The organism is Streptomyces fumanus (genome assembly GCF_014655295.1).
In the GTDB taxonomy this organism is placed as follows: Bacteria; Actinomycetota; Actinomycetes; order Streptomycetales; family Streptomycetaceae; genus Streptomyces; species Streptomyces fumanus.
Genome location: NZ_BNBI01000004.1, coordinates 216,864 through 241,696 on the forward strand (window position 1 = coordinate 216,864; position 24,833 = coordinate 241,696).

21 protein-coding genes are annotated in these 24,833 nt (G+C 72.4%); 13 read left to right on the forward strand and 8 right to left on the reverse strand.

Features of this window, described 5'->3' with window-relative positions; translation table 11 throughout:
- Positions 1-222: 222 nt before the first annotated feature.
- Together IE316_RS10465 and IE316_RS10470 are read right to left on the reverse strand one after the other, a co-directional pair.
- Entirely contained in the window at positions 223-501 is a 279-nt protein-coding gene (locus tag IE316_RS10465; RefSeq protein WP_190203928.1) for a GlsB/YeaQ/YmgE family stress response membrane protein, read from the reverse strand.
- A 138-nt stretch (positions 502-639) separates the two neighbouring features.
- Complete coding sequence (locus tag IE316_RS10470) at positions 640-1,917, reverse strand: PP2C family protein-serine/threonine phosphatase (RefSeq protein WP_190204200.1); 1,278 nt, start codon at positions 1,915-1,917, stop codon at positions 640-642.
- Between the two features lie 301 nt (positions 1,918-2,218).
- Here IE316_RS10470 and IE316_RS10475 point away from each other — a divergent pair, with 301 nt between their 5' ends.
- Together IE316_RS10475 and IE316_RS10480 are read left to right on the forward strand one after the other, a co-directional pair.
- Positions 2,219-4,645, forward strand: a complete 2,427-nt coding sequence (locus IE316_RS10475; RefSeq protein ID WP_190203929.1) for an ATP-binding SpoIIE family protein phosphatase — start codon at positions 2,219-2,221, stop codon at positions 4,643-4,645.
- A gap of 82 nt (positions 4,646-4,727) precedes the next feature.
- Positions 4,728-5,156: an STAS domain-containing protein gene (locus IE316_RS10480; RefSeq protein WP_190203930.1), complete on the forward strand. Its 429-nt coding sequence runs from the start codon at positions 4,728-4,730 to the stop codon at positions 5,154-5,156.
- Positions 5,157-5,261: 105 nt separating this feature from the next.
- On the opposite strand, the gene IE316_RS10485 is transcribed toward IE316_RS10480, so the two are convergent.
- On the reverse strand, positions 5,262-6,101 hold the full coding sequence (locus tag IE316_RS10485) for an RNA polymerase sigma factor SigF (RefSeq protein ID WP_190203931.1): 840 nt from the start codon (positions 6,099-6,101) through the stop codon (positions 5,262-5,264).
- Between the two features lie 173 nt (positions 6,102-6,274).
- Here IE316_RS10485 and larE point away from each other — a divergent pair, with 173 nt between their 5' ends.
- From larE to IE316_RS10510, 5 genes are all read left to right on the forward strand, one after another.
- Positions 6,275-7,123 carry an ATP-dependent sacrificial sulfur transferase LarE gene (gene larE / locus IE316_RS10490; RefSeq protein ID WP_190203932.1) on the forward strand — a complete coding sequence of 283 codons (849 nt, stop codon included), beginning with the start codon at positions 6,275-6,277 and terminating at the stop codon, positions 7,121-7,123.
- Positions 7,120-7,821, forward strand: coding sequence for a nickel pincer cofactor biosynthesis protein LarB (gene larB / locus IE316_RS10495; protein WP_190203933.1), 702 nt, complete (start codon positions 7,120-7,122; stop codon positions 7,819-7,821). The genes larE and larB overlap by 4 nt, the downstream gene beginning before the upstream one ends.
- Positions 7,818-8,957: a nickel pincer cofactor biosynthesis protein LarC gene (gene larC / locus IE316_RS10500; RefSeq protein ID WP_190203934.1), complete on the forward strand. Its 1,140-nt coding sequence runs from the start codon at positions 7,818-7,820 to the stop codon at positions 8,955-8,957. Before larB ends, larC begins: the two co-directional genes overlap by 4 nt.
- A 228-nt stretch (positions 8,958-9,185) precedes the next feature.
- A complete protein-coding gene (locus tag IE316_RS10505; RefSeq protein WP_190203935.1) occupies positions 9,186-10,346 on the forward strand; it encodes an acyl-CoA dehydrogenase family protein in 1,161 nt (386 codons plus the stop codon).
- 1 nt (position 10,347) lies between these two features.
- On the forward strand, positions 10,348-12,381 hold the full coding sequence (locus IE316_RS10510; RefSeq protein WP_190203936.1) for a GAF domain-containing SpoIIE family protein phosphatase: 2,034 nt from the start codon (positions 10,348-10,350) through the stop codon (positions 12,379-12,381).
- Between the two features lie 6 nt (positions 12,382-12,387).
- On the opposite strand, the gene IE316_RS10515 is transcribed toward IE316_RS10510, so the two are convergent.
- A complete protein-coding gene (locus tag IE316_RS10515; protein WP_190203937.1) occupies positions 12,388-12,756 on the reverse strand; it encodes an STAS domain-containing protein in 369 nt (122 codons plus the stop codon).
- A 194-nt stretch (positions 12,757-12,950) separates the two neighbouring features.
- Between IE316_RS10515 and IE316_RS10520 the strand changes: the two genes are divergently transcribed.
- The 3 genes from IE316_RS10520 to IE316_RS10530 all read left to right on the forward strand — a co-directional run bounded on the left by IE316_RS10520 (position 12,951) and on the right by IE316_RS10530 (position 15,902).
- Positions 12,951-13,511: a GNAT family N-acetyltransferase gene (locus IE316_RS10520; RefSeq protein WP_190203938.1), complete on the forward strand. Its 561-nt coding sequence runs from the start codon at positions 12,951-12,953 to the stop codon at positions 13,509-13,511.
- A 141-nt stretch (positions 13,512-13,652) separates the two neighbouring features.
- Positions 13,653-14,900, forward strand: coding sequence for a mannose-6-phosphate isomerase, class I (gene manA / locus IE316_RS10525; protein WP_190203939.1), 1,248 nt, complete (start codon positions 13,653-13,655; stop codon positions 14,898-14,900).
- A 33-nt stretch (positions 14,901-14,933) separates the two neighbouring features.
- The gene (locus tag IE316_RS10530) at positions 14,934-15,902 is read left to right on the forward strand and encodes an ROK family protein (protein WP_190203940.1); all 969 of its coding nucleotides are present in this window, start codon (positions 14,934-14,936) and stop codon (positions 15,900-15,902) included.
- A 169-nt stretch (positions 15,903-16,071) separates the two neighbouring features.
- Here the strand turns inward: IE316_RS10530 and IE316_RS10535 are convergent, their stop codons facing one another.
- Together IE316_RS10535 and IE316_RS10540 are read right to left on the reverse strand one after the other, a co-directional pair.
- Positions 16,072-17,106: a LacI family DNA-binding transcriptional regulator gene (locus IE316_RS10535; protein WP_190203941.1), complete on the reverse strand. Its 1,035-nt coding sequence runs from the start codon at positions 17,104-17,106 to the stop codon at positions 16,072-16,074.
- Positions 17,103-19,559: a glycoside hydrolase family 2 protein gene (locus IE316_RS10540; protein WP_190203942.1), complete on the reverse strand. Its 2,457-nt coding sequence runs from the start codon at positions 19,557-19,559 to the stop codon at positions 17,103-17,105. The genes IE316_RS10535 and IE316_RS10540 overlap by 4 nt, the downstream gene beginning before the upstream one ends.
- Positions 19,560-19,825: 266 nt before the next feature.
- Here IE316_RS10540 and IE316_RS10545 point away from each other — a divergent pair, with 266 nt between their 5' ends.
- The 3 genes from IE316_RS10545 (at position 19,826) to IE316_RS10555 (ending at position 23,084) form a co-directional block, all read left to right on the forward strand.
- A complete protein-coding gene (locus IE316_RS10545) occupies positions 19,826-21,148 on the forward strand; it encodes an ABC transporter substrate-binding protein (RefSeq protein WP_190203943.1) in 1,323 nt (440 codons plus the stop codon).
- A gap of 95 nt (positions 21,149-21,243) precedes the next feature.
- Positions 21,244-22,218, forward strand: a complete 975-nt coding sequence (locus tag IE316_RS10550) for a carbohydrate ABC transporter permease (protein ID WP_190203944.1) — start codon at positions 21,244-21,246, stop codon at positions 22,216-22,218.
- Positions 22,215-23,084 (forward strand): carbohydrate ABC transporter permease, encoded by an 870-nt coding sequence (locus IE316_RS10555; protein ID WP_190203945.1) that lies wholly within the window; start codon positions 22,215-22,217, stop codon positions 23,082-23,084. Before IE316_RS10550 ends, IE316_RS10555 begins: the two co-directional genes overlap by 4 nt.
- A gap of 106 nt (positions 23,085-23,190) precedes the next feature.
- On the opposite strand, the gene IE316_RS10560 is transcribed toward IE316_RS10555, so the two are convergent.
- Both IE316_RS10560 and IE316_RS10565 read right to left on the reverse strand, forming a co-directional pair.
- Positions 23,191-23,796 carry a dihydrofolate reductase family protein gene (locus IE316_RS10560; RefSeq protein WP_190203946.1) on the reverse strand — a complete coding sequence of 202 codons (606 nt, stop codon included), beginning with the start codon at positions 23,794-23,796 and terminating at the stop codon, positions 23,191-23,193.
- Positions 23,797-23,913: 117 nt separating this feature from the next.
- Positions 23,914-24,768 carry an NAD-dependent epimerase/dehydratase family protein gene (locus IE316_RS10565; protein ID WP_190203947.1) on the reverse strand — a complete coding sequence of 285 codons (855 nt, stop codon included), beginning with the start codon at positions 24,766-24,768 and terminating at the stop codon, positions 23,914-23,916.
- Positions 24,769-24,833: the final 65 nt, after the last annotated feature.

Genomic DNA, 24,833 nt, shown 5'->3' on the forward strand with positions numbered 1-24,833 from the left:
TGCGTCTCCCTCGTCCCCCGGCCCGGGGACACCGTGTGCCCGGCCCGTCCAGGGATACCGTGTGCCCGGCCGCGCCGGTTGCAGGCGTACCCCTGGGCGGCGGGCCGCCCGTTGCGGTCACCGGGTGACGCACACGAACACCCCCGTACACGCTGAAGGCTCCCGTCCTGCGTACAGGGAGGGAGCCGTCAGCGGATACGGGGGAGTCGTGCCGTCAGCGGGTCACGCGTGACGGTGCGAGTGGCGGTTGCCGGTGACCAGGCGGTAGAGGAAGAGCAGGATGACGGAACCGACGATCGCGGCGATCCAGGTGGAGAGGTCGAAGAACCCGTCGATGGAGTCCACGCCGAAGATGACCTTGCCGAGCCAGCCGCCGAGCAGACCACCGGCGATGCCGATGAGCATGGTGATGATGATGCCGCCCGGGTCCTTGCCCGGCATCAGGGCCTTGGCGATCGCGCCGGCGAGCAGGCCGATGATGATCCAAGCGATGACGCCCATGGTGCCTCTCCGTTTCGTATAAAGAATCTGTCAGTTCATCGTCTGCACCGAACGCGCCCGGACAAACCTCTGGTTGTGCCAAGTGTTTTTCCGGCCCGTGGGTGTGGCCCGTGACACCGGCACCGACTGCCGTCCGTGTCACGGCTCATGGGGCACAGGGCTGGTCCGGCCGGCCGGCCGGGGAGTGCGCACACCGGCGAGTTCCGCCGCCCGGGCCGTGGACTCCGGGGTGGGGCCGAGCCACTCGCACACCAGAATGGTGGCGTCGTCGTAGAGGTGTCCGTCGTGGTGGTCCAGGACCGCGCGGGTCAGCCGCCGTAGTGTCTCCGGAACGGGCAGGCCGTCCGCGTGGTGGCGCAGGATGAAGTCCGTGAACCGCTCCAGGCCGAACTCGGTGCCACCGGCCGTACGGGCCTCGGTGATCCCGTCGGTGTACAGCACGATCCGGTCCCCGGGCTCCAGTTGCTCCTGGCACACGGTCACCTTCAGCCCCAGGCCGGTGCCCATGGGATGGGCGGGCCGGCAGGACAGCACGGTGTGCCCGCGGTTGCCGCGGATCAGAATCGGCGGGTGGTGGCCGCGGTTGACCCAGGACAGCACTCCGGTGGAGGTGTCCAGATCCGCCTGCACGCCCGTGACATAGCGCTGGTAGCGGTACTGGTCGATGAGCGCCTCCTCGATCCGTTCGGTGATCTCCACCAGACCGGCGCCCTGGCGGCGTGAGTTGCGGCAGGTGGCCATCGCCAGGTTGGCGCTCAGCCCGGCCGCCATGTCATGCCCCATGGCGTCGAAGATCGCCAGGTGCACCACGTCACCGGAGGTCGAGTAGTCGAAGGCGTCCCCGCTGGTCTGGTAGGCCGGTTCCATCGAGGCGGAGATCACCACGCGCCCGTCCGCGTACGCGTGCGGCTGCATCAGGTGCCACTGCATCTCGGCGGCGATGTTCATCGGCTTGCTGCGGGTCAGGCGGGCGAAGGCGTCACTGCTGCTGCGCTTGCTGTGCACGATCAGCGCCACCAGCGAGGCCAGACGGCTCATGTCCGCCGCGGCCCGCTCGTCGTCCAGCGCGGTGGTGACCCCCAGCACACCCAGGCGCTCGGCACCGTTCAGCAGCGGCACCCACCACTGCCACGCCGTCCGTCCGCCGTCCGCCGGCTCCACCGGGCCGTCCCGCACGACATGCCCCAACTGGTACGCCCGCCCGGCGAGCGTCCCCTCCATCGACAGTTCGTGCGCGCACGGCCCCTGCCCGGCGTCCAGGCCCTCGCCGGTCAGCAGCCGCAGCGCCCTGCGCTGCAGGTCTCCCAGGTAGATCAGCACCTGGGAGAAACCCGCGGCCCGCGCGTGCTCGGTCGTCCTCGCCGGCAGCAGCTCCAACGGCATGAGATGGCTGTCGGCCAACAGCCCGGCCAGCATCCGCCGCCCGCCGACGTCACGATCCACGTCACGCATGCCGGCACCCCCGTCCGCCTCGGTCGTCACCCATGTCCTCCTCTGCACGGTTTTCGTCTGCCCGCTGCCCCGCCCCCCACCCGAAGACCATTTTTTCCTTCCGCCCACCGCCGGTCCCCGCCCGGCCCCGGGGCCGGCACGTACGCCTCGGACCGGCCGGACCGGCTCGCGGCCGCTGGGGCGGGTCCGGGTCTACTCTGTGAGGGCCATGGTGCTGCTGTTCGCCCGTGGTTCTCCCTCCTTCATCACCGAGGTGCGACGCAGAGTGCAGGAAGTTCGATTCGACCTCTCAGCCTTCGGTCTCAGTGAGACCGCCCGGTGCGGGGCCCGCCTGCGGGAAGCCGTCAGGACCACCGACTCACCGGCCACGGCGGCGCAACGGATCGCCGACTTCCTCTACGACAGCCTGCGCGACGGACACGACGGCCCCGCCTGCGGCGCGGTGGGCGTCTTCGTCATCGACGCGCCCGACGCCTCGGGAGACCCCACCGGGAACGGCCCGCGTTACGCCCTGGAGGGATACCGCGGCCCGCACCCGGCCCGGCCCGGCGGCCCGGCCGGGTCCGACGCGCTGGACCCACCCGCACTGGCATCCGGCACCGCCCACGAGACACCCGCCCTGCACCGGCTGCTCGAACGCCTCGCGGTCACCGCCCAGGACGCCCAGGACACGGACGGCAGCGCGCCGCCCGACGGAACCGGCCCGGCCGTGCGGGTGTCCGACCTCCAGCCGGACGAACTGGAGGATGCCCTCCCCGAACGGGACGTCCGCCGCGCACTGGCCTACGGGGGAACCCTGTCACCGGGCCGGCGCTACGCGGTGGTGCTGCTGTGCCGGGTCCCGCTGCCCGACGGGACCGCGGCGCTGTTCCGCACCATCGCCGGCAGCACGCGCCTGGCGCTGCTGTCCGGCCACCCGGCGGCCCCGGCCGTGCGGGCGGACGCCGTGCGCGCCCTCCTGGCGGACCTGGAGCACCTGACGGGAGAACGGGCCGCGGAACTGCAGACGGTGGTGACCGAGCTGCGCTCCGCCGCCACGGAGCTGCGCCGGTCCCAGCGGGAGCTGCAGCAGCGGGAGCGGGAACTGAGCGAGGAGGCCGCGATCGTCGAACTGCTCCAGGAGGTCGGCAGCGGACTGGCGGCCGAACTGGACCTCGACGCGCTGGTCCAGCACGCGGTCGACGCCGCCACCCGCCTGGCCGGGGCGGCGTTCGGCGCGTTCTTCTACAACGTGCTCGGCGAGACCGGGGAGTCGTACCTGCTCTATGTGATCTCCGGCGTGGACCGGTCCGCCTTCGACAAGTTCCCCATGCCGCGCAACACCCAGGTCTTCGAGCCCACCTTCCGGGGCCTGGGCGTGGTCAGGTCCGAGGACATCACCGCGGACCCGCGCTACGGCCACAACGCGCCCCACCACGGGATGCCGGAGGGGCACCTGCCGGTGCGCAGCTATCTGGCCGTACCGGTGATGGCCCGGGGGACGGTGCTCGGCGGGTTCTTCTTCGGCCATCCGGACCCGGGGGTCTTCACCGAGCGGCACGAACGCCTGATCACCGGGGTCGCCGCGCAGACCGCCGTGGCACTGCAGAACGCGCAGACCTACCGCCAGGAACGGGAGGCGGCCATGGAACTGCAGCGCCACCTGCTGCCGCGGCTTCCCCGCGTCGACGGCATCGCCAGCACGTCCCGGTACCTGCCCGCCGCACGGGACCGCGGCGCCGGCGGTGACTGGGTCGACCTGATACCCCTGGCGGACGGCGCGCTGGCACTGGTCGTCGGCGACGCGATGGGCAAGGGCGTCCGGGCGGCGGCGGTCATGGGCCAGATTCGCACGGCCTGCCGTGCCTACGCGCAGCTCGGTCTCGCCCCCGCCGAGGTGCTGGAACAACTGAGCGTCCTGCTGGACGACATCGCTCCCGGTTCCATCGCCACCTGCGTCTACGCGGTGCTCGACACCCGCCGGGACCGGCTGCGGCTGGCCGTCGCCGGGCACCTGCCGCCGGTCCGGCGCGACCCGGGCGGCAGCGCCCGGTTCCTCGACGAGAGGGTCGGGCCGCCGTTGGGCGTGGGCCGGCGCCCTTACCAGGAGCAGGATGTCGCCCTGCCGCCCGGATCGCGGCTGCTGCTCTACACCGACGGCCTGGTCGAACGCCGCGGGCGCCCCATCGACGAGGGACTGCGGCTGCTGCGGGAGCTGGTGGCCGGGCCGGTGGGCGAGATCGAGGCCGACTGCGACTCCTGGCTGAACGCCCTGGCCGACGGCGAGCACGACGACGACATCGCCATGCTCTACCTGCACCGGCCCGAGGACGCGGCCCAGCAGGCGGCGGTGGCGCGGGAGTACGCCCCCGTCTCCGGCGCGGTCCCCGACGCCCGCGACCTGGTCTCCCGGACCATGCGCGAGTGGGGCCTGCGGCACCTGGTGAACGACATGATGCTGATCGCGGACGAGATGGTCGCCAACGCGGTACGGCACGCCCGGACACCGCTGCGGGTGGAGCTGAGGCGGTCGGGGGAACGCGTCGTCCTGGAAGTCACCGACAGCAGCACCGAGGAACCCCGGCTGATCGTGTCCCAGCCCGGCGAGTTCGGACACCGGGGCATATTCCTGGTCGACGCCATCGCGACCCGCTGGGGCACCCGCCCGATCGACGGCGGGAAAGTGGTGTGGGCGGAGGTGAAGGCGTCGTGACCGCGCTCCCCGGCCCCTTCCCCGACCCGCTCCGACGGACCCGTCCGCCCCGTCTTCAGCAGACTTCAGGAGAGCTGCCCCGATGACCACCCCGCCCGCTCCCGACGGCCCCCGGCCCGCCGCCGGCCCACCCCTGGCCGGGCCCGGCGGCCTCCTCCCCGCCGGGCCCACCCTCTCCCTCGCCTCGCACCGCGGCCCGCACCACGCGATCGTCACCGTGGACGGTGCCATCGACTACCACACCGCGCCCCAGTTGCTGGGACATCTGTCCACCCCGGAGACGCAGGGCGTCCCCCTGCTGATCCTGGACCTGGCCCGGGTGGACTTCTGCGACTCCAGCGCGCTGGGGGCGTTCGTCGAGATCCAGCGCCGCCGCTCGGCCGCGGGACACCGGTTCGCGTTGACCGGCGTCCAGTTGGAGGTCAGGCGGATACTCGAACTCACCCAGCTCACCTCGGTGCTGCCGCTGCACGCGACGGTCGAGGAGGCCCTCGCCGCGAACCGTCCCTGACCCGGAACGGGCCACGGCACACAGAGCGGTCCGGGCATGCGGAACGGGCCGCCGTGTCCTGCCCTGCGAGGACACCGCGGCCCGTACGTTCCGGGCGCCGGCCGGTCAGACGGTGCTGAGCAGGCCCGTGCGCAGACGGCTCAGCAGCCGCGACAGCAGCCGGGAGACGTGCATCTGGGAGACCCCGAGACGCTCACCGATCTCCTTCTGGGTGAGTTCCTCCACGAACCGCCAGTGGATGATCTGCCGGTCGCGCTCGTCCAGCTCGGCGATCATCGGGGCCAGGGCGTGGAAGTCCTCGACCAGTTCGAGGGCGGCGTCGTCGGTGCCGATGAAGTCCGCCAGCGCGGCCTCGCCGTCCTCGCTGCCGTTGATGGCGGCGTCGAGGGAGGCGGAGTTGTAGCCGTTGGACGCCAGCCGCGCCTCGGCGACCTCGCTCTCCGGCAGGCTCATCAGCTCGGCCAGTTCCTTGGTGGTGGGGTTGCGTCCCAGTCGGCTGCGCAGCTCCTCGGTGGCGCGGGCCAACTGCACGCGGGCCTCCTGCAGGCGGCGCGGCACGTGCACGGCCCAGGAGGTGTCACGGAAGAACCGCTTGATCTCACCGACGATGTACGGCACCGCGAAGGAGGTGAACTCCACCTCCCGGGAGATCTCGAACCGGTCGATGGCCTTGATCAGACCGATCATGCCGACCTGGACGATGTCCTCCATCTCCTCCGGGCCCCGGCTGCGGAACCGGCCGGCCGCGAAGCGGACCAGGGACATGTTCATCTCGATCAGCGTGTTGCGCGCGTACTGGTACTCGGGGGTGCCCTCCTCCAGCGTCGCCAGCCGGTCGAAGAACAGCTTCGACAGCTCCCGCGCGTCCTTCGGCGCGACCTTGGAGGGGTCCGTGACCTCCGGAGCACCCACCGTCTGCCTCGCAGTCTGCACGGTCGTCGCCATGTTCCGCCCCTACCAGTAGTCCGTTCTCATCACCGGTCCGTTGTCCGGCGAACCGGCGTCTACCCCGGTGGCGAACAGGCATGCCTGCCGAATCCCCACCAATTTCGGATCCGCCTCAGCGACCGGATCCGCGTCGGCTTCCCGGTCCGCCGGTGACCTACAGTGGCGGGGATATGGACGAGGCACTGCGGATACATGGGGCGCTGGAGCGGCTCCGGGGGCGTCTGGCGCGCGAGGAGCGGCTGATCGTCGGGCTCTCCGGCGGGGTGGACTCCTGCTTGCTGGCGGCCGTGGCGGGGGAGGTGCTCGGCGAGCGGGCGGTGGCCGTCACGGCGGTGTCGCCGAGCCTGCCGGCGGCGGAGCGGGAGTTCGCCCGCTCCTTCGCCCGGGCCCGTGGTCTGCGGCACATCGAGGTGTGCACCGACGAGCAGGACCGCCCGGAGTACCGGGCCAACGGCGGCGACCGCTGCTACCACTGCAAGAGCGCGCTGTTCGACGCCCTGGCGCCGCTCGCGGAGCTGTCCGGGGCCGCCGTCGCGCTGGGCACCAACCTCGACGACCTGGGGGACCACCGGCCCGGTCTGCGGGCGGCCGCCGAGCGCGGTTCGGTCGCGCCGCTGGTGGACGCCGGCCTGGACAAGGCGACGGTCCGCGCCGTGGCCCGTCTGCTGGAACTGGACCTCGGCGTGGCGGACAAACCGGCGGCCGCCTGCCTGGCCTCCCGGGTGGCCTACGGGGACCCGGTGACCCCCGAGGTGCTGGCCCGCGTCGAACGGGCCGAGGCGTCGGTGAAGGCGCTCGGTTTCGCCGACTGCCGGGTGCGGGCCCACGCGGAGGGCACCGTGGCCCGGCTGGAGCTGCCCGCGCGGGACATCGACCGGGCGGTGACGGTACGGGCCGAGCTGGACGCGGCGGTGCGCCGGGCGGGCTTCGTGTTCTGCGCCCTGGACCTGGCCGGCTTCAGCAGCGGCCGGATGAACGTCCTGCTCGGCATGCCGGCGGTGCGCGGAGCGCGGGCATGAGCGCGGGTCAGGGACCGCAGGACGGGCCGGGCTTCGCCGACCTGGGGTTCGCCCGGGTCGACACCGCGCGGGAGGCCCGGCAGGGGTTGCCCGAGGTGGTGTACGGGCCCGGCAAGACCGCCGCCGAGGTCACCGCGATCGTCCAGCGCCTGCTGACGGCCAACACCGGGCCGGTGCTGGTCACCCGCGTCGACGCCGGTACGGCCGGTGAGGTGCTGGGCGAGGTGCCCGGCGGACGGTGGGACGAGGCGGCCCGCCTGCTGGTGTGGCGGCCCGCGCCCGCCGGGGAGTTCCGCCTCTGCGTGGTCAGCGCCGGCACCTCCGACGGCCCGGTGGCCGCCGAGGCCGCGGCGGTGGCCTCGGCCGTCGGCCTGCGGGTCGAGGTGATCCGCGACGTGGGCGTGGCCGGGCTGCACCGGCTGCTGGCGGTCGCCGGCGAGCTGCGCCGGGCCGACGCGGTGATCGTCGTGGCCGGCATGGAGGGCGCCCTGGCCAGCGCGGTGGGCGGGCTGGTCGCCGCCCCGGTCGTCGCGGTCCCCACCTCCACCGGGTACGGCGCCTCACTGGAAGGCGTGACCGCGCTGCTGGCCATGCTGTCCTCCTGCGCGGCCGGGCTGACGGTGGTCAACATCGACTCCGGGTTCTCCGCCGCCATGGCGGCCTTCCGGCTCGCCCGCGCCACCCGGCGGCCCCTGTGATCCTCTGGCTCAACCCCGCCACCGGCCTCTCCGGTGACATGCTGCTGGGCGCCCTGCTGGACCTCGGCGCCCCGCTGGACGAGGTGCGCGCCGCGGTCTCCGCCACGGGGCTGACCCACTGGAAGCTGGACGCGGAGCGGGTCGACGTGGACGGCATCCGCGCCACCCGGGCCCGGGTGGACGTGGCCGACGAGGCCACCGAACGGCGAGCGGCGGAACTCGTCCAGCGGGTCCGGGCCGCTTCACCGCCCGCCGTCGCCGCCCTGGCCGCGCGGGCCGTCACGGCCGTCGCGGAGGTGGAGGCCGCCCTGCACGGCGCCGACCCGGCCGAGGTGCACCTGCACGAACTGGGCGGCCTGGACACCGTGGTGGACACCGTCGGCGTGGCGGCGGCGCTGCGCGCGCTGGACGTCACCGAGGTGCACAGCGCACCGGTCGGCGTGGGCAGCGGTGAGGTACGTACCCGCCACGGCGTCCTGCCGGTGCCCGCGCCCGCCACCATGGCCCTGCTGACCGGGGCCCGGGTGCGCGGCATCGACGTGACCGGCGAGACGGTGACCCCGACCGGCGCCGCGCTGCTGAAGGCCGCCGGCGCCGAGTACGGGCCGATGCCCGCGATGCGCCCGCGGCGGACCGGATACGGGGCCGGGACGAAGCGGTTCCCGGGCCGCCCGAACGTACTGCAGGCCGTGCTCGGCGAGGCGGACGCCGCCCCGGACGGTGACGAGCTGGTGCAGTTGGAGACCAACCTCGACGACGTGACCGGCGAGCTGCTCGGGCACCTGGTGGCCAGGCTGCTGGACGAGGGCGCCCTGGACGCCTGGGTGGTGCCCGCGGTGATGAAGAAGGGCCGGCCCGCCCACGTCGCCCATGTGCTGTGCCGCCCCGCCGACACCGGCCGGCTGCGTGAGCTGCTGTTCGCCGAGACCGGCACGCTCGGCGTACGGGACCGGCGCGTGCACCGCACCGCGCTGCCCCGCACCGCGACCACGGTCGACGTCGGCGGCCACCCGGTGCGCGTCAAACGCGGACCGCACGGCGCCAAAGCCGAGTACGAGGACCTCAAGGCGGCGGCGCGGGCGCTCGGCCTGCCCCTGCGCGAGGTCGCGGCACGGGCCCTGCGCCCCGGCCCGTGAGGGACGCGGGCGGCCCCGTCGAGCCACCTGGTGACGACCTCGCGGCGCGGCGCCGGCGGGCCGTGTAGCAGCACCGTCGGACCGGGGCGACGCTGGCCTCGGTCGGTCCGGGTGAACGGGACGTGACAAGGTGGGCCGTTGGCTTTTCCGTCGCGTGCGGTGCGATGCTGCACGCGAAGGGTGCCCCGGTCCCGCGGGACCGCGGCACCGTGGGGCGAGGAAGGATGAGTGGCGAAGGTGGAGGAGCTGGGTGCGGCCGTGGCGACCGCCCGACGGCTGGCCGAGGACGTTCTGGCCCCACGTGCGGCAGCCGTGGACGCCGAGCGCCGCTGGCCGGCCGAAGGGGTGGCCGCGCTGCGTGCCGAGCTCGGGGGCCTGGTCGTCCCGGAGAGCTGCGGCGGCATGGGACACGGGCTGCTGGCCGTGGCCCAGGTCGGGGAGGCCACCGGACGGTCCTGCGCGTCGACCTCCCTCTGCTTCGGCATGCACCTGGTCGCCTCCGCGGTCATCGCCGCCAAGGCCACCGGCGACCAGCGGTCCCGCTACCTGAAGTCGATCGCGGCGGGCGAGCACCTGACCACGCTGGCGCTGTCGGAGCCCGGCACCGGGGGAGAGTTCTGGATCTCCCGGACCGAGATGACCACGCACGACGACGACCTCCGGCTGACGGGTGCCAAGAGCTTCGTCACCAACGGCGGGCACGCCGACTCCTACGTGGTCTCCACGGTCGCCGCGGACACCGAGGCGCTGCCCGGCCAGTTCTCCTGTGTCGTGGTGGACCGCGACACGCCCGGCCTGGTCTGGGGCGCGCCCTGGCAGGGCATGGGAATGCGCGGCAACGCCTCCGGCGGTCTGACCCTGGACGCCGCCGTCGTCCCCCGCAGCCGGCTGCTCGGCGAGGAGGGCGACGAGATCTGGTACGTCTTCAATGTGGTCGCCCCGTTCTTCCTGATGGCCATGGCCGGCACCTATCTCGGCGTGTCCGCGGCCGCGCTGGAGGAGGCCCGTCGGCATGTGCTGGGACGGCAGTACGCCCACAGCGGCGCCGACCTGGCGGCCAACCCCCTCGTCCAGCACCGGCTGGGCACCATGTGGGCCCGCGTGGAACGCACCCGCCGGCTCGTCTACCAGGCGGCCCTGGAAGCGGAGGCGGGAGGCCCCGAGGCGCTGCTCGGCCTGTGCTCGGCCAAGGCCGAGGTCGCCGAGACCGCCGAGCGCGTCATCAACGACGCGCTCACCCTGACCGGCGGCATCGGTTACGCCCAGGACGGTCCGCTGCACCGGCACCTGCGCGACGCGCGGGCCGCCCATGTGATGGCCCCGCTCACCGACACGCTGCGGACATGGACGGGCCGGGCCTTGCTGGGACGTCCGCTGCTGGGGGACTGAGGTGTCCGCCCTGCGCTGCCGCGTCCTGCTGGCGGGACTGGACGACGCCGCGGAAGCCGCCCTGCGTACGGAGCTGGCCGCGGACGCCGAGATCGTCCGGATGGCGCACCCCGCGGCCCCGGGCCCCGACGGCGCGGGACGGCCGACGCTGCTGGTCGTGGGCCCGGCCGTGACCGCGCCCAACGGCCTCGTCGCCACGCTCAAGTCCCGTATCCCGCAACTGGGCATCGTCATGCTCGTGGACGACACGGACCGGCAGCAGACCCAGATGCTCTCCCTGCTCGCCACCGAGGACCGCCGGGTCGGCGTCGAGGACCTGCACCTGCTGCCCGGCACCGTCCGCGCGGCGCTGGAGCAGCTCGTACGCGCCCACAGCTACCGCGCCACCCAAGCCGCCCTCCAGCGCACCCTGGAAGCGACCAGCGCACCCGTCCGCCAGCCGGGCGAGCAGTTGTTCGGCCCGCTGTTCCACCAGAGCCTCATCGGCGCGCTCGCGGTGGACGACGAAGGCCGCATCACCGCCTGGAACCGCAAAGCGGCCAGGACGCTCGCCCTGAGCAGCGCCTCCATCGGCTGCCCCCTGCCCGACCTCTTCCCCGGACACGTCCGCCCCCAACTGGCCGGCCACCTCGCGGCGGCCGACGAAAGCTCGCAGCAGTCCTCGCTGTTCTCCCGGATCGTCGACGGCAGACCGCAGCTCCTGCGGATCGGCACCCAGCGGACCACGGCGGCCGACGGCACGCTGTACACGCTCGTCGTCCTGGAGGACATCACCGCCGCCACCGACATGCGGCGGGAACTGGCGGAGCGGACCAGCCACGCCCTGCTCGCCGGTGATGTGGCGGACGCCATGACCAGCAACGCCCCGCTCCCGGAGCGCCTCCAGCGCTGCGCGCAGGCCGTCGTCGACCGCCTGCACGCCGCCTTCGCCCGGGTCTGGGTGCTCAAGCCCGACGAGGACGTGCTGCACCTGATGGCCAGCGCCGGCCTGTACACCCACCTCGACGGCGGGCATTCCCGGATCAAGGTCGGACAGCTCAAGATCGGCCTCATCGCCGCCGAACGCCGCCCCCACCTCACCAATTCCGTCATCGGCGACCCCCGCGTCAACGACCAGGAGTGGGCCGAGCGCGAGGGAATGACGGCCTTCGCCGGATACCCGCTGATCACCAACGGTGAACTCATCGGCGTGATGGCCCTCTTCTCGCGCGAGCCGCTGCCCTCGACCGCGCTGGACGCCCTGGCCGGCATCGCCGACCGGATCGCGGTCGGCGTCCGCCAGGACCAGTTGCTCAACCGGCTGCGCACCACCACGGAAGCGCTGCAGGCCCCCCTGCTGCCCCCCGCCCTGCCGGCGATGCCCGGCCTGGACGTCGCCGTCCGCTACCGCGCCCAGGGCGACAGCCTGCAGATAGGCGGCGACTTCTACGACGTCTTCCCCCTCGACGACGGCCGGTGGGCCCTCGCCCTGGGCGACATCTGCGGCAAGGGCCCCGTCGCGGCCGCGGCCACCGGCCTGGTGCGCCACACCCTGTGGACCGCCACCCAGCAGGACCCCGCGCCCGGCTATGTCCTGCCCCTGGTCCACCGGGCCCTGCGCCGCGACAACAGCCCCTTCTGCACGCTGGTCTACGTCCTCATCGACCCGCGTGCCGACCCGGGCCCGCGCGTGCAGGTGACCTCCGCCGGGCATCCGTACCCGATCCTGCGCCGCGCCGACGGTGCCACCACCCTGCTCCAGGAACACGGGCCGATGCTGGGCGTCTTCGACCACCTGCACCACCCGGTGCGCTCCCTCGACCTGCGCCCGGGCGACACCCTGGTGCTCTACACCGACGGCTTCACCGAGGGGGCGGGCAACTACCGCTCCCGCGAGCCGGAGGACCTCGCCGAGGAGGTCCAGGCCCTGAGTGTCTCCCCCGACGGGAGCCCGGCCGAGGAGATCGCCGGAGCGCTGTTCGCCTCGGCGCTGGAGCGGTGGGGCGACAAGCGCCGCGACGACCTCGCTCTGCTCGCGGTCACCGCGTCGCCGTAGACCGTCTCAGGCGTCTTCCCGGGGACGCGAGGCGTCGGCTTCCCGCTGATCAGCGGCCTCGAAGGTGAACAACTGGTCGAGTCCGACGATACGGAAGACCCGCATCAGGTCGGCACCGACACCGGCCAGGGTCAGCCGCGAGCCGCCCGTCACGGCACGGCGGTGGATGTGGACGAACACCGTGATGCCCGTCGAGTCGCAGTAGGTCAGCCCGGACAGATCGAGCACCACACGGGTGCCCTCGCCGAAGGGGACCAGGTCGGCGGCGCCGGTGAGCCGCTCGGCGTTGCCGTAGTCCAGTTCCCCGGCCACCGCCAGCACGATGGCACCGGACGGACGGACCTCGCGGGTAACGGTCAGCGAGTGGTCGGTCACCGTTCCTCCATGTGCTGACGATCGTGTGCGACGGGAACGCGAGGAACGGCCATCACGCGTCGCTCCCTCCCGGTCCTTCCCGTACGGCCAGGAGATTACCCGGTGACCGGGGAAGCCGGTGGCCCTCCGCCGAGGCCACCCGTGCCGGACCCGGGCCCTCTGGGCTGGTTAGGCTGCCCGGCATGAATCCGGCCATGATCAGCAGCAGGACCACCGAGCCCGTCCTCCTCGGCGCCGAGGAACTGACCTGCGACCCCGAGCGGGAGGCCCGGTTCGCCGAGTCGGCCCACCGCATCCTGGCGGAGCTGGTCGCCGGGGGCGCGGCGCTGGGCTGGCTCGAACCGCCCTCCCGGGACGAGGTGGCGCGGCTCATCGGCCACGTCGCCTCGGCGGCACGGGCCGGGGACGCGGCCCTGCGTGCCGCCTGCCTCGGCGACCGGCTGGTCGGGTTCGGGTACTGGCTGCGGTACGCCCGGCCGACCCACCGGCCGCACGCCGACCTGGAGAAGGTCGCGGTGGACGCCGCTGCCCACGGCCGCGGCGTGGGCCGGACGCTGGTGGCCGCCCTGATCGCCGATGCCCGGCGGGCGGGCATCGAGACCCTCACCCTGGACGCCCGGGGCGACAACGCCCACGCCCTCCGCCTGTACCGGTCGCTGGGCTTCACCGAGTACGGCCGACTGCCCGACTTCGTCGCCGTGGGGGAACGCCGCTACGACAAGGTCTTCTGCATGATGAAGCTAAACACGAACTAAACCGATCTGGGGGTGAGGCATATGCCTCCGGGTCCTTCGGTGATTTGCCTTCTGAGGGCAGACCTCGGGGCTGCTATACCGGTTCAATAACGAACGCCTTCTGGCGTAAACCTGGCCCCGCCCCATGGTTAACGTGATCGGGTGGATCTACTGGAACCGATCATCAAGCCCTATGCCTGGGGCTCGCGCGAGGCGCTCGCCCGGTTGCGGGGCGGTGACGTGCCGTCCGCGGGGCCCGAGGCGGAACTGTGGATGGGGGACCACCCCGCCGGGCCCGCGGGTGTCACCCGCGACGGCCGCGCCCGCACCCTGACGGACGTGGTGCACGACGACCCCGAGCGGGAACTCGGCGCGGACTGTGTGGCCCGGTTCGGCGGCCGGCTGCCCTTCCTGCTCAAGGTGCTCGCGGCCGACCAGCCCCTGTCCATCCAGGTGCATCCCGATCGCGAGCAGGCGCTCGCCGCGTTCACCGCGCAGACGGCCAACGGGGGAGAGGGCCCCTACTCCGACGACTGGCCCAAGCCCGAACTCCTCTACGCGCTCAGCCCCTTCGAAGTCCTCGCCGGGTTCCGCGACCGCGCCCAGGCCGCCGCCGTACTCGACGGCCTCGGTGTACGGAGCCTGCGCCCCGTGATCGGACTCCTCGGCGCCGAGGGCGAGGGCACCGGGCTCATGGCGGCTCTGCGGACCCTGCTGGAGTGGCCGGAACCGGACCGCGCGTCCCTGGTGCGTGAGGTCGTGGCGGCGAGCGCCCGCCTGGCGGACGCGGCCGGGCCGCACGCTGCGGCGTACGGCGCGGTGGTGGCCATGGCCCGGCACCATGCCGACGACATCGGTCTGGTGGCGTCGCTGCTGATGCGCCATCAGGTCCTGGACGCCGGAACCGCGCTGTACATGCCGGCCGGCGGACTGCACGCGTACGTGCGGGGAGTGGGCGTCGAGATCATGGCGGCCTCGGACAATGTCCTCCGCGCGGGCCTGACGACGAAGGAGGTCGACGTGCCGGAGCTGCTGCGGATCACCGACCCCACGGTCCGGGTACCCGTCGTGGAACCGGGCGAGGTCGCCGGCCGGGGGCGTACCCATGTGTACGACTGCCCGGCCGAGGAGTTCGCCCTCTACCGTACGGAACTCACGGCCACGCCCGTCCCGCTGGTGCCGTCGGCCGGACCCCGCATCGTGCTCTGCACGGCCGGGGACGCGCGGTTGCGGAGCCCGGACGGCGGGGTGCTCACCCTGCAACGGGCGGACTCCTGCTTCGTACCGGACTCCGACCGGGGAGTCACCGCCGAGGGCACCGGGACCCTGTTCGTGGCGGGCACCGGACTCGCCGTCCACCGCCCCCGGCGTCTCCCGGACGGACCACTCAGGCACAGACACACCGCCTGACATCGTTGTCATCGGTCAGTTCCGAACAGAGGAATGAACACACAGGTGTACGCGGCAATAGACATCGGCGGTACGAAGATCGCGGGCGCGTTGATCGACGACGCGGGCGAGGTCGTGGAGCGGACCGAACTGCCCACGCCCGCCCGGGAGTCCGCCTCCCGCCTCAGTGCCACCGTCGACCGGGTGATCGACGCGCTGGCTGCCCACCCCGCCTGGCGCGCGGTGCTCGGCATGGGCATCGCCAGTGCCGGGCCGGTGGACACCGCGGCCGGGACCGTCAGCCCGGTGAACATCCCCGCGTGGCGATCGTTTCCGCTGGTCGAGAGCGTGCGGGCGCATCCCCTGGTGTCCGGTGCCATCGATCCCGTACTGCTCGGTGACGCGGTGGCGGTGGCGGCGGCGGAGCACTGGCGCGGTGCCGCCCGGGGCGTCAGGAACGCCCTGTGCATGGTGGTCTCGACGGGCGTGGGCGGCGGATACGTGCTCGATGGCGCGCTGCACCCCGGACCGTCCGGCAACGCCGGGCACATCGGGCACATCCCGGTGGACCTGGACGGCCCGCCCTGCGTGTGCGGCGGGCGGGGGTGCGTCGAGGGGTACGCGAGCGGCACCGCGATCGCCCGGCACGCGGTGCGGCTCGGCTGGCGGCCGCCGGCGGGCCGGGAGGCGACCGCGGCGGACGTGGCCGTCGCGGCCCGCGCGGGCGACGACCGTGCCCTGGCCGCCTTCGACCGGTCCGCCCGGGCCCTGGCCGCGGCCATCGCCGGGAGTGCCACCCTGCTGGAGATCGAGGTGGCGGTGATCGGCGGGGGAGTGGCCCAGGCCGGTGACCTCCTGTTCGCCCCGCTCGGCCGCCACCTGCGCGGCTTCGCGGTGCTCGACTTCGCCCGGCACGTGGTGGTCCGCCCCGCCGAACTGGCCCGGGACGCCGGCCTGGTCGGCGCCGCCGCGGCGGCCCGCAGCCGGGTGCTCGACGGCGGCGCCCCGATCGCCGCGGAGTGAGGCAGGGCGGGGACGGTTGGTGCGGGGGACCGGTCGGCCGCGGTCCCCTGGCGCCGGGTGTCCGAGGTGCGCGAGGGAGGGCCGCTCCCGGCGCCACCGTCGTCGTACGAAGCTGACGAGGGGGCCACGGCATCGTGCCGTGGCCCCTCCATCCGCGCGTCTACGAGGGTTACCGCTCCGGCCGGGGCGGCGCGGTCGAGCCGCGGGGTACGAGCCGGGGGGTCGCCGCGGGCCGGGAGGCGATGTCGTCCCCCGCGATCACCTGGAACAGGGCCTGGGCGACCTTGGCGCCGAAGGTGTGGACGTCATGGCTCATCGCCGAGAGGGTGGGGTGGGTCAGCCGGCACAGTTGGGAGTCGTCCCAGGCCAGCAGGGACAGCTCGTCGGGGACCGCGATGCCCATCTCGGTGGCCACGCCCAGCCCCGCCACGGCCATGATGTCGTTGTCGTACAGCACGGCCGTGGGCCGGTGGGCGGACAGCAGCAGGGAACGCGTCGCGCGGGCACCCTCCTCACCGGAGAAGTCCGTCTCCATGTGCTGCCCGCCGTCGAGGCCGAGTTCGCGCATGGTGCTCTGGAAGGCGTCCGCCCGGATGGCGCTGTGCCCGAGGTCCGTCGGGCCGCCGACGCGGGCGATGCGCCGGTGCCCGAGCGCGGCGAGGTAGCGGACGGCCTCGCCCACGGCGGTGGCGTCGTCGGTCCAGACCGACGGGAACCCGCCGGTGAGGCTCGGGTGCCCCACGGTCACGGCGGGCAGCTTGAGCCCCCGCAGGGGTTCGATGCGGGGGTCGGCCTCGCGCAGGTCGACCACGATCGAGCCCCCGATCTGGCGCTGCCGCCACCAGCGTTCCTGGAGCTGGATCTCCTCCTCCAGGCTGCCGACCAGACGCAGCAGCAGCGAGCAGTCCCGCTCGGCGAGCACGCTCTCGATGCCGGAGATGAACTCCATGTAGAACGGCTCCAGGCCCAGCAGCTTGGCAGGCCGGCAGATGGCCAGGCCAATGGTGTCGACCGCCTGCCGGGACAGGCTGCGCGCCGAGGAGTTCGGCGCCCAGCCCAGTTGCCGGGCCACGGCGAAGATCCGCTCGCGGGTGGCCTCGGAGACTCCCGGCTTGTGGTTGAACGCCAGGGACACCGCGCCCTTGGACACCCCGGCGGCGGCCGCCACGTCCTTGATGGTGATGCGTTCGGTGGGTGCGCTCACGCCGGTGCCACGCAGAAGAGGGCCGCTCGCACGGCGTTCGCGCCCGTCTCCGCGGCGCCCCGGACGGTCAGCCGGACCTGTTCCCCGGGCAGCAGGGTGCGCAGACCGGTGTCGCAGACAGCGGCCGGTCCGAGACGGTCGGGCTGGAGGAGCAGGTCCCGTACGAGTGTGCGTGCTGTCACCACGACATCGAGACTACCCGCACCGGCGCCGAGCGAGGACGACACGGTGACGTCGTACTCCGGGGCGGGGTAGGCGAAGTCCTTGTCGGTCACCGGGAAGTACACGGCGCGCAGCTCCTCCGCGTCCGCGATCAGGAACTCCTTCGCGGACGCGGCGTCCGGCACCAGCTCCGGCGCGACCGGCTGCCGGTGCACGGCGCGCGGACCGGCGCTCAGGTCGAGGACCTGCCGCGCCAGCACGGTGCCGTCCGCGTGCAGGCGGCGCAGGGTCACCGCCACCGGCCAGGGCTCGGCCGCTTGGTTGATCACGGCGAGCACCGGCCCGTCCGGGCCGGGCTGGACGGTGAGGAGGCGGTCGGCGTAGACGCGGCGCAGCTCGTGGTACAGGGGCTTGCGGCGGCCGTCGCCGTCGATCGCGGCCCAGGAGCTGACCGGCCAGCAGTCGTTGAGCTGCCAGACGACGGTCCCCGCGCACACCGGCCAGTGCGCGCGCCAGTGCTCGATGCCGGCGGCGACGGCGCGGGCCTGGACGAGCTGGGTGAGGTAGTGCCAGCGGTCGAAGTCGTCCTCGGGCAGCGGGAAGTGGCGGGCGACGCCCCGGTCCAGCTTGCCGTTGCCGTCCTCGGCCTTCTGGTGGTGGAGCATGCCGGGCGAGTCCGGCGCGAGCCGCTCCCCGGGCAGCGCGCGGCGCAGGGTGGCCAGGGCAGGCGGCGCCTGCCAGCCGAACTCGGCGACGAACCGCGGCACACTGGCCCGGTACTCGGCGTAGTCCTGCCGGTTCCACACCTCCCAGGAGTGGTGGGTGCCGTGGGCAGGGTCGTTGGGGTGGTGGTCCCAGGACCCGGACCAGGGGCTGCCCGCGGCGTAGGGCCGGGTCGGGTCGAGCTCGGCCACCACGCGGGGCAGCAGGCCCAGGTAGTAGCCCTCGCCCCAGGAGTCGCCGGCCAACTCCGGCTCCCAGTCCCAGTCGCGGAAGCCCCAGAGGTTCTCGTTGTTGCCGTTCCACAGGACCAGGGAGGGGTGCGGCATCAGGCGGACAACGTTGTCGCGGGCCTCGGCCTCCACCTCTCCGCGCAGCGGCTGCTCCTCCGGGTAGGCGGCACAGGCGAAGAGGAAGTCCTGCCAGACCATCAGGCCGAGTTCGTCGCAGGTGTCGTAGAAGGCGTCGTCCTCGTAGATGCCGCCGCCCCAGATGCGGACCAGGTCGATGTTGGCGTCGGCGGCCTGGGTCAGCCGGGTGCGGTAGCGCTCGGGGGTGACCCGGCTGGGGAAGACGTCGTCGGGGATCCAGTTCACGCCCCGGGCGAAGATCCGTACGCCGTTGACGACGAAGGTGAAGCCGGTGCCCTCCTCGTCGGCGGAGCGGTCGAGGGCGACGGTGCGGAAGCCGATGCGGCGCCGCCAGGAGTCCAGCGGCCGGCCGCCGGTGTCACGGGTGCCGTCGGTGCTGTCGATGCCGTCGGTCGTGTCGAGGAGGGACACCTGGAGGTCGTAGAGGGGCTGTGCTCCGTGGCCGCGCGGCCACCACAGCTCGGGCTCGGGCACCTCCAGCGTCAGCACGGCCTCGGTGCCGTCGACCTCGGTGCGTGCCGTGACGCCGGCGACCGTCGCGTCGAGGGCGAGGCGGCGCCCGGCGCCCCGCCCGGTGCGCTCGATGTCGACGCGCACCTCGACGCGGCCGGTGCCGTCGGTGACCGTCACCAGGGGCCGTACGCGCTCCAGGCGCGCGGTGGACCAGCGCTCCAGGCGCACCGGCCGCCAGATCCCGGCCGTCACCAGGGTCGGTCCCCAGTCCCAGCCGAAGCCGCAGGCCATCTTGCGGATGTACTGGAACGGCTCCGGGTAGACGTTGGGCCGGTCCCCGGTCAGCCGGCGGACGGACTCGGCCTCGTCGTAGGCGGAGGCGAACTCCACGCGCAGGTCGCCGTGCCGGCCGGTGACGTCGAAGCGGTAGCGGCGGTGCATGTTGCGGGTGCGGCCCAGTTCCCGGCCGTCCAGTGTGATCGTCGCGGCGGTGTCGAGGCCGTCGAAGACCAGGTCGGTGCGCTCATGGCCGTCCGCGGCGGTGTCCTCGGCGGCGAGCGGGCGGTGGTAGGTCCAGGCCCGGCGGCCCACCCAGGCGACCTCGTTCTCGTTCAGCCCGAGGAAGGGGTCGTCGATCACTCCCGCGGCGAGCAGATCGGTGTGGACGCAGCCCGGCACCTGGGCTCGCAGCGCCTTCCCGTCGTGCTGCAGGCTCCAGCCCTCGGTGAGCTGAACGGCTTCCTTCATTGCGTCTCCTCATGGCGGAACGGGACACGGTTTCGCGTACGGCGCGACACAACTTAACGCCTCCGTCATGAACCGGTCTAGCCCTGCTTTTCCGCGACAGAGACACAAAGCCCCTGGTGGTAACAGGGTTAAGCATCGCAGACGGTGACCGCATGTAACGATTGAGTATCGCGGAGGCTCCTTGAGCTTTACCGGTTCACGAACCGGCTGCCATAGTGCCCGCACGACACCGAAGCCCGAGCCGTGATTCTGGAGGAGTGGGGCGCATGGGGAAGAGAATGCTGAGCGTGGCGGTGCTGGCGACCACCGCGATGACCGTCGCGGGGTGCGGCGGCGGGGGGACGCCGGACGCCGGCGAGACGGCCGCCGCGCCGCTGAACCCGGCGAGCGTCAAGGGCGACATCACGGTGCTCACCAACCGCACCGACCTCGTGAACGACGGCACCATGAAGAAGTACGCCGCCGAGTTCAACAAGGTCTACCCCAAGGTCGAGGTCAAGTTCGAGGGCATGACCGACTACGAGGGCGAAGTCAGGATCCGGATGAACACCGACGACTACGGTGACGTCCTGCTCATCCCCGGCGCGGTCGCCAAGGGCGACTACCCCAAGTTCTTCACCCCGCTCGGCAGCGCGTCGTCGATGCGCGCGAAGTACCTGTTCACCGACCGCACCAACGTCGACGACAAGGTGTACGGCATCGCCTCGTTCGGCACCGCCAACGGCCTGGTCTACAACAAGGCCCTGTGGAAGAAGGCCGGCATCACCGACTGGCCGGCCTCCCCCCGGGAGTTCCTGGCCGACCTGAAGGCCATAGCGGACCGGACGGACGCGACGCCGTACTACACGAACTTCAAGGACGGCTGGCCGCTCAGCGACCAGTGGACCAACGGCGTCGGATCGGTGAGCTGCGACAGCCGGGCGTCCGACAAGCTCGCCGAGACGGACGAGCCCTGGTCGAAGGGGTCCGACCTCCAGGTCATCGACGGTCTGCTGTACGACATCGTGCACGGCAAGCTGTCGGAGAAGGACCCGGCCACCACCAACTGGGAGCAGTCCAAGACGCTCCTGGCCAAGGGTGAGATCGGCAGCATGATGCTCGGCTCCTGGTCGATCAGCCAGATGCGGGCCGCCGCGCAGAAGGCCGGGGAGAACCCGGACGACATCGGCTTCATGCCGTTCCCGGCCCGGTCCGGCGGCCAGTTCTGCTCGACCCTGGTCTCCGACTACCAGCAGGCCGTCAACATCCACTCCGACCACAAGGCCGCGGCCCGGGCCTGGATCGACTGGTTCACCGAGAAGTCCGGGTACGCCGCCACCCAGGGCGCCGTCTCCGCGCTGAAGGCCGACCCGATGCCGAAGACGCTCGAAGAGTACGTTGACAACGATGTCAAGATGGTGGAGCGCTCCGAGAAGAGGACGGCCGAGGTGAACGCCATCGACAAGGCCGCCGAGATCGGCCTCAACCAGAAGGACTACCGCCAGAAGCTCGTCGACATCGCCCGCGGCGCCCAGAGCGGGTCCCTGGAGGACTACTTCGACGAACTGAACCGGCGCTGGTCCGAAGCCAGGCAGAACGCCGGCTCCTGACCCCCGCCGAGGTACGGGTCCCGGCGGTGCCGTCACCGCGGCCGGGACCCGGCGCCACAGCGCCGCAGCGGACGACGAAAGGCCCTGGCCCTCTCATGCCCCGAACCGATTCCACCACCTCACCGCCCGTACCGGCCCCGCGGGACGCCCGGCCGGTGAAGCAGCACGCCGGCCGCCGGGCCGCAGCCGGACGCTCCCGGCGCGAACGGACCCTGCGCCGGCTGACCCCGTGGCTCTTCCTCGCGGTCCCGCTGGCCCTCCTGGTGACCTTCACCTATGTGCCCGTGGGCAACATGCTCTACTACAGCTTCACCGACTGGGACGGGGTCAGCCCCGACCGGAACTTCGTCGGCGGCGAGAACTACGCCGAGGTCTTCACCCGCCCGGAACTGCTGCGGGTCTTCGCGGTGAGCCTCTACTACCTGGCGGCCTCCGTCGTCCAGATCGCCATCGCCCTGTACTTCGCCACGGTCCTCAGCTTCGACCTGCGCTTCCGCAACCTCTTCAAGGGCATCCTGTTCTTCCCCTACCTGATCAACGGCGTCGCGATCGGGTTCGTCTTCCTCTACTTCTTCCAGGACGGCGGCACCCTCGACTCGATCCTGTCCTGGTTCGGCGTCGGTACCGACCACGCCTGGCTGGGAGACCCCGCCTCGGCGAACATCTCGCTGGCCGGTGTGTCGGTGTGGCGGTTCACCGGACTGAACTTCGTGCTCTTCCTGGGCGCCATCCAGTCGATCCCCGGTGAGCTGTACGAGGCGGCGCAGCTCGACGGCGCCGGCCGGTGGAAGCAGTTCCGCCACATCATCGCCCCGGGCATCCGGCCGGTGCTCAGCCTCAGCGTCATCCTGGCGATCTCCGGCTCGCTGTCGGTGTTCGAGATCCCCTACATCATGACCGGCGGCGCGACCGGCACCTCCACGTTCGTCATCCAGACCGTGAAGTACGCCTTCCAGTTCAACAAGACCGGCCTGGCCTCGGCCTGCGCGGTGGTGCTCCTGGCGATCATCCTGCTGATCACCTGGCTCCAGCGCCGCCTGGTGCCCGACGAGAGGGTGGACCTCGTATGACCGTCACCGCCACTGTCACCGCCCGGCGCGGGCCGCGCCGCCGGGTGCGCGTCTCGACCGCGCTGACCTACCTGGTGCTGATCGCGGCGAGTCTGGTGACCCTGGTCCCGCTCACCGTGGTGTTCCTGACCTCGCTGAAGACCTCCGAGGAGGTCACCGGCGGCCACAGCGCCCTGGACCTGCCCGGCGACTGGCTCAACTTCTCGAACTACCGGACCGCGTTCACCAATGGTGAGATGCTCACGGCCTTCGGGAACACCGCCTTCATCCTGCTGTTCTCGATCACCGGTACGGTGCTCATCGGCTCGATGACGGCGTACGCGATCGACCGGTTCGACTTCCGGCTCAAGAAGGCGGTCATGGCGCTGTTCCTGATCGCCACACTGGTGCCGAGCGTGACCACACAGGTCGCCACCTTCCAGGTCGTCAACAGCTTCGGCCTGTTCGACACCCGCTGGGCGCCGATCCTGCTCTACATGGGCACCGACATCGTGTCCATCTACATCTTCCTGCAGTTCATCCGGGGAATCCCGATCTCGGTCGACGAGGCCGCGCGGTTGGACGGCGCCAGCGCCTTCACCATCTACCGCAAGATCATCTTCCCGATGCTGAAGCCGGCGATCGCGACCGTGGTCATCATCAAGGGCATCACCACGTACAACGACTTCTACATCCCGTTCCTGTACATGCCCTCCGAGGAACTCGGCACCATGTCCACGGCGCTGTTCCGCTTCAAGGGTCCCTTCGGGGCCCAGTGGGAGACCATCTCCGCGGGGGCCATCCTGGTCATCGTCCCGACCCTGGTGGTGTTCCTCTTCCTCCAGCGCTACATCTACAACGGGTTCGCGCAGGGCGCGAGCAAGTAGCCCGCCCGCGCCGGGTCGAGGTGGGGGAGGGCCGAGGGGACCGGCCTTCCCCCACCGACGCGGCGGGGGGCAGGTGTACGGCGGTCGACGCCTCGGGCCGGTGCACTCAGTAACTGTCGTAGCTCGGCTCGCCGTTCGTCCGGTAGACGCCCACCACGGTGCCGCCCTTCGTCGTCGACACACTGACCGGCGTCAGCGCGGTGGGGACCGCTCCGTCGGCGAACAGCCGCTTGCCGCTGCCGATGATCACCGGGTGGATGGTCAGCCGGTACTCGTCGACCAGGCCGTGCCGCATCAGGGTCTGGGCGAGGTCGCCGCTGCCGATGACGCCGATGGGGCCGCCCTCGGACGCCTTCAGCTCCCGTACGGCGTCCACGGCATCGCCCCGCAGCAGCGTGGAGTTCCGCCACTCGACCGAGGTCAGGGTCCGCGACGCCACGTACTTGCGCATGCCGTTCATCCGCTCGGTGAACGGATCGCCCGGGTCGGCACCGGGCCAGTACGACGCGAAGACGTCGTACGTCTTGCGGCCGAGCAGCATCGTGTCGAAGCCGTCGTACCAGCCGGCGATGGCCGCGCCGACCTCCTCGTCGTCCACCGGCTTCTGCCAGCCACCGTGCCGGAAGCCGCCCTCGGCGTCCTCGTCCGGACCACCGGGGGCCTGCATGACGCCGTCCAGGGTCAGGAACGTGCAAACGATGATCTCGCGCATGGTGCGCTCCCTTCGTCGAGGGGTAGACGCACCGGCCGCCGGAAAATCATCGGCGGTGCCCGCACCCGGCGCGGAGCCGGAGGCGGGCCCCGTCGCGGGCGGTGCCCGTCCGTGACGTCACAGGGCTCCGGCGTCCCGGGCGGTCCACACGCTCGGGTAGATCGGCCGGAAGCCGAGGTCCCGGCGGATCCGCTGGTTGGACATGATGCCCAGCCACGGGTCGGGGTCCGTGAGCTCGTGCAGCCCGGCGGGCACCTCGACACCGTTGAGCTGGTACAGCTCGACCGTGGTGACGGGGGCGTCGTCGGCGATGTTGTAGATCCGGCCGGCGATGCCCGGCGCGTAGAGCAGGCGCATCAGGCCCTGGGCGACATCCGCGTGGTGGGCCATCTGCAGGCGCTGGTGCGGCGCCCAGCCGGATGCCCAGCGCAGGGAGTCGGCGAGGTGCGGGTCGCCCTCGCCGTAGACGAAGGGAAGCCGTCCGATCCGCATGTCCAGGCCCTCCAGCGCGAGCAGCTCGCGTTCGGCCTCGGCCTTGGACGCGGGGTAGGCGCCCCACATCGCGCCGCCCGGCCGGCTCTCGTCCTCCTCGGTCAGCGGGCGGCCCCGTCCGAGGCCGTACACGTTGCTCGTGCTGACCTGCACGAACCGCGCGACGCCCGCGCGCTGAGCGGCGCGGCCCAGGGCCACCGCGGCGTCCCGGTTGACGGCCCACGCCTCCTCGTCCGGCACCCCGCGGAAGGAGGCGGCGACGTTCACCACGGCGTCCACGCCCGCGAGCGCCTTGCCGAGCGACTCCTCGTCGCGCATGTCCCCCACGGCGACCTGAGCGCCCAGCTCCGCGAAGTGCTCGCCGCGGGCCGCGTCCCGCACCAGGACCCGCACCTGCTCGCCCGGCTGCCGCTGGGCCAGCAGCCTCGGCACGAAGCGGCGTCCGACCTGTCCCGTCGTACCGGTCACCAATGTCAGCATGATCTGCTCCTCACGTCCGAACCGTGTCGCCTTGTCGTCGGTGACCAGCCTCGGCCGGGGCGGGG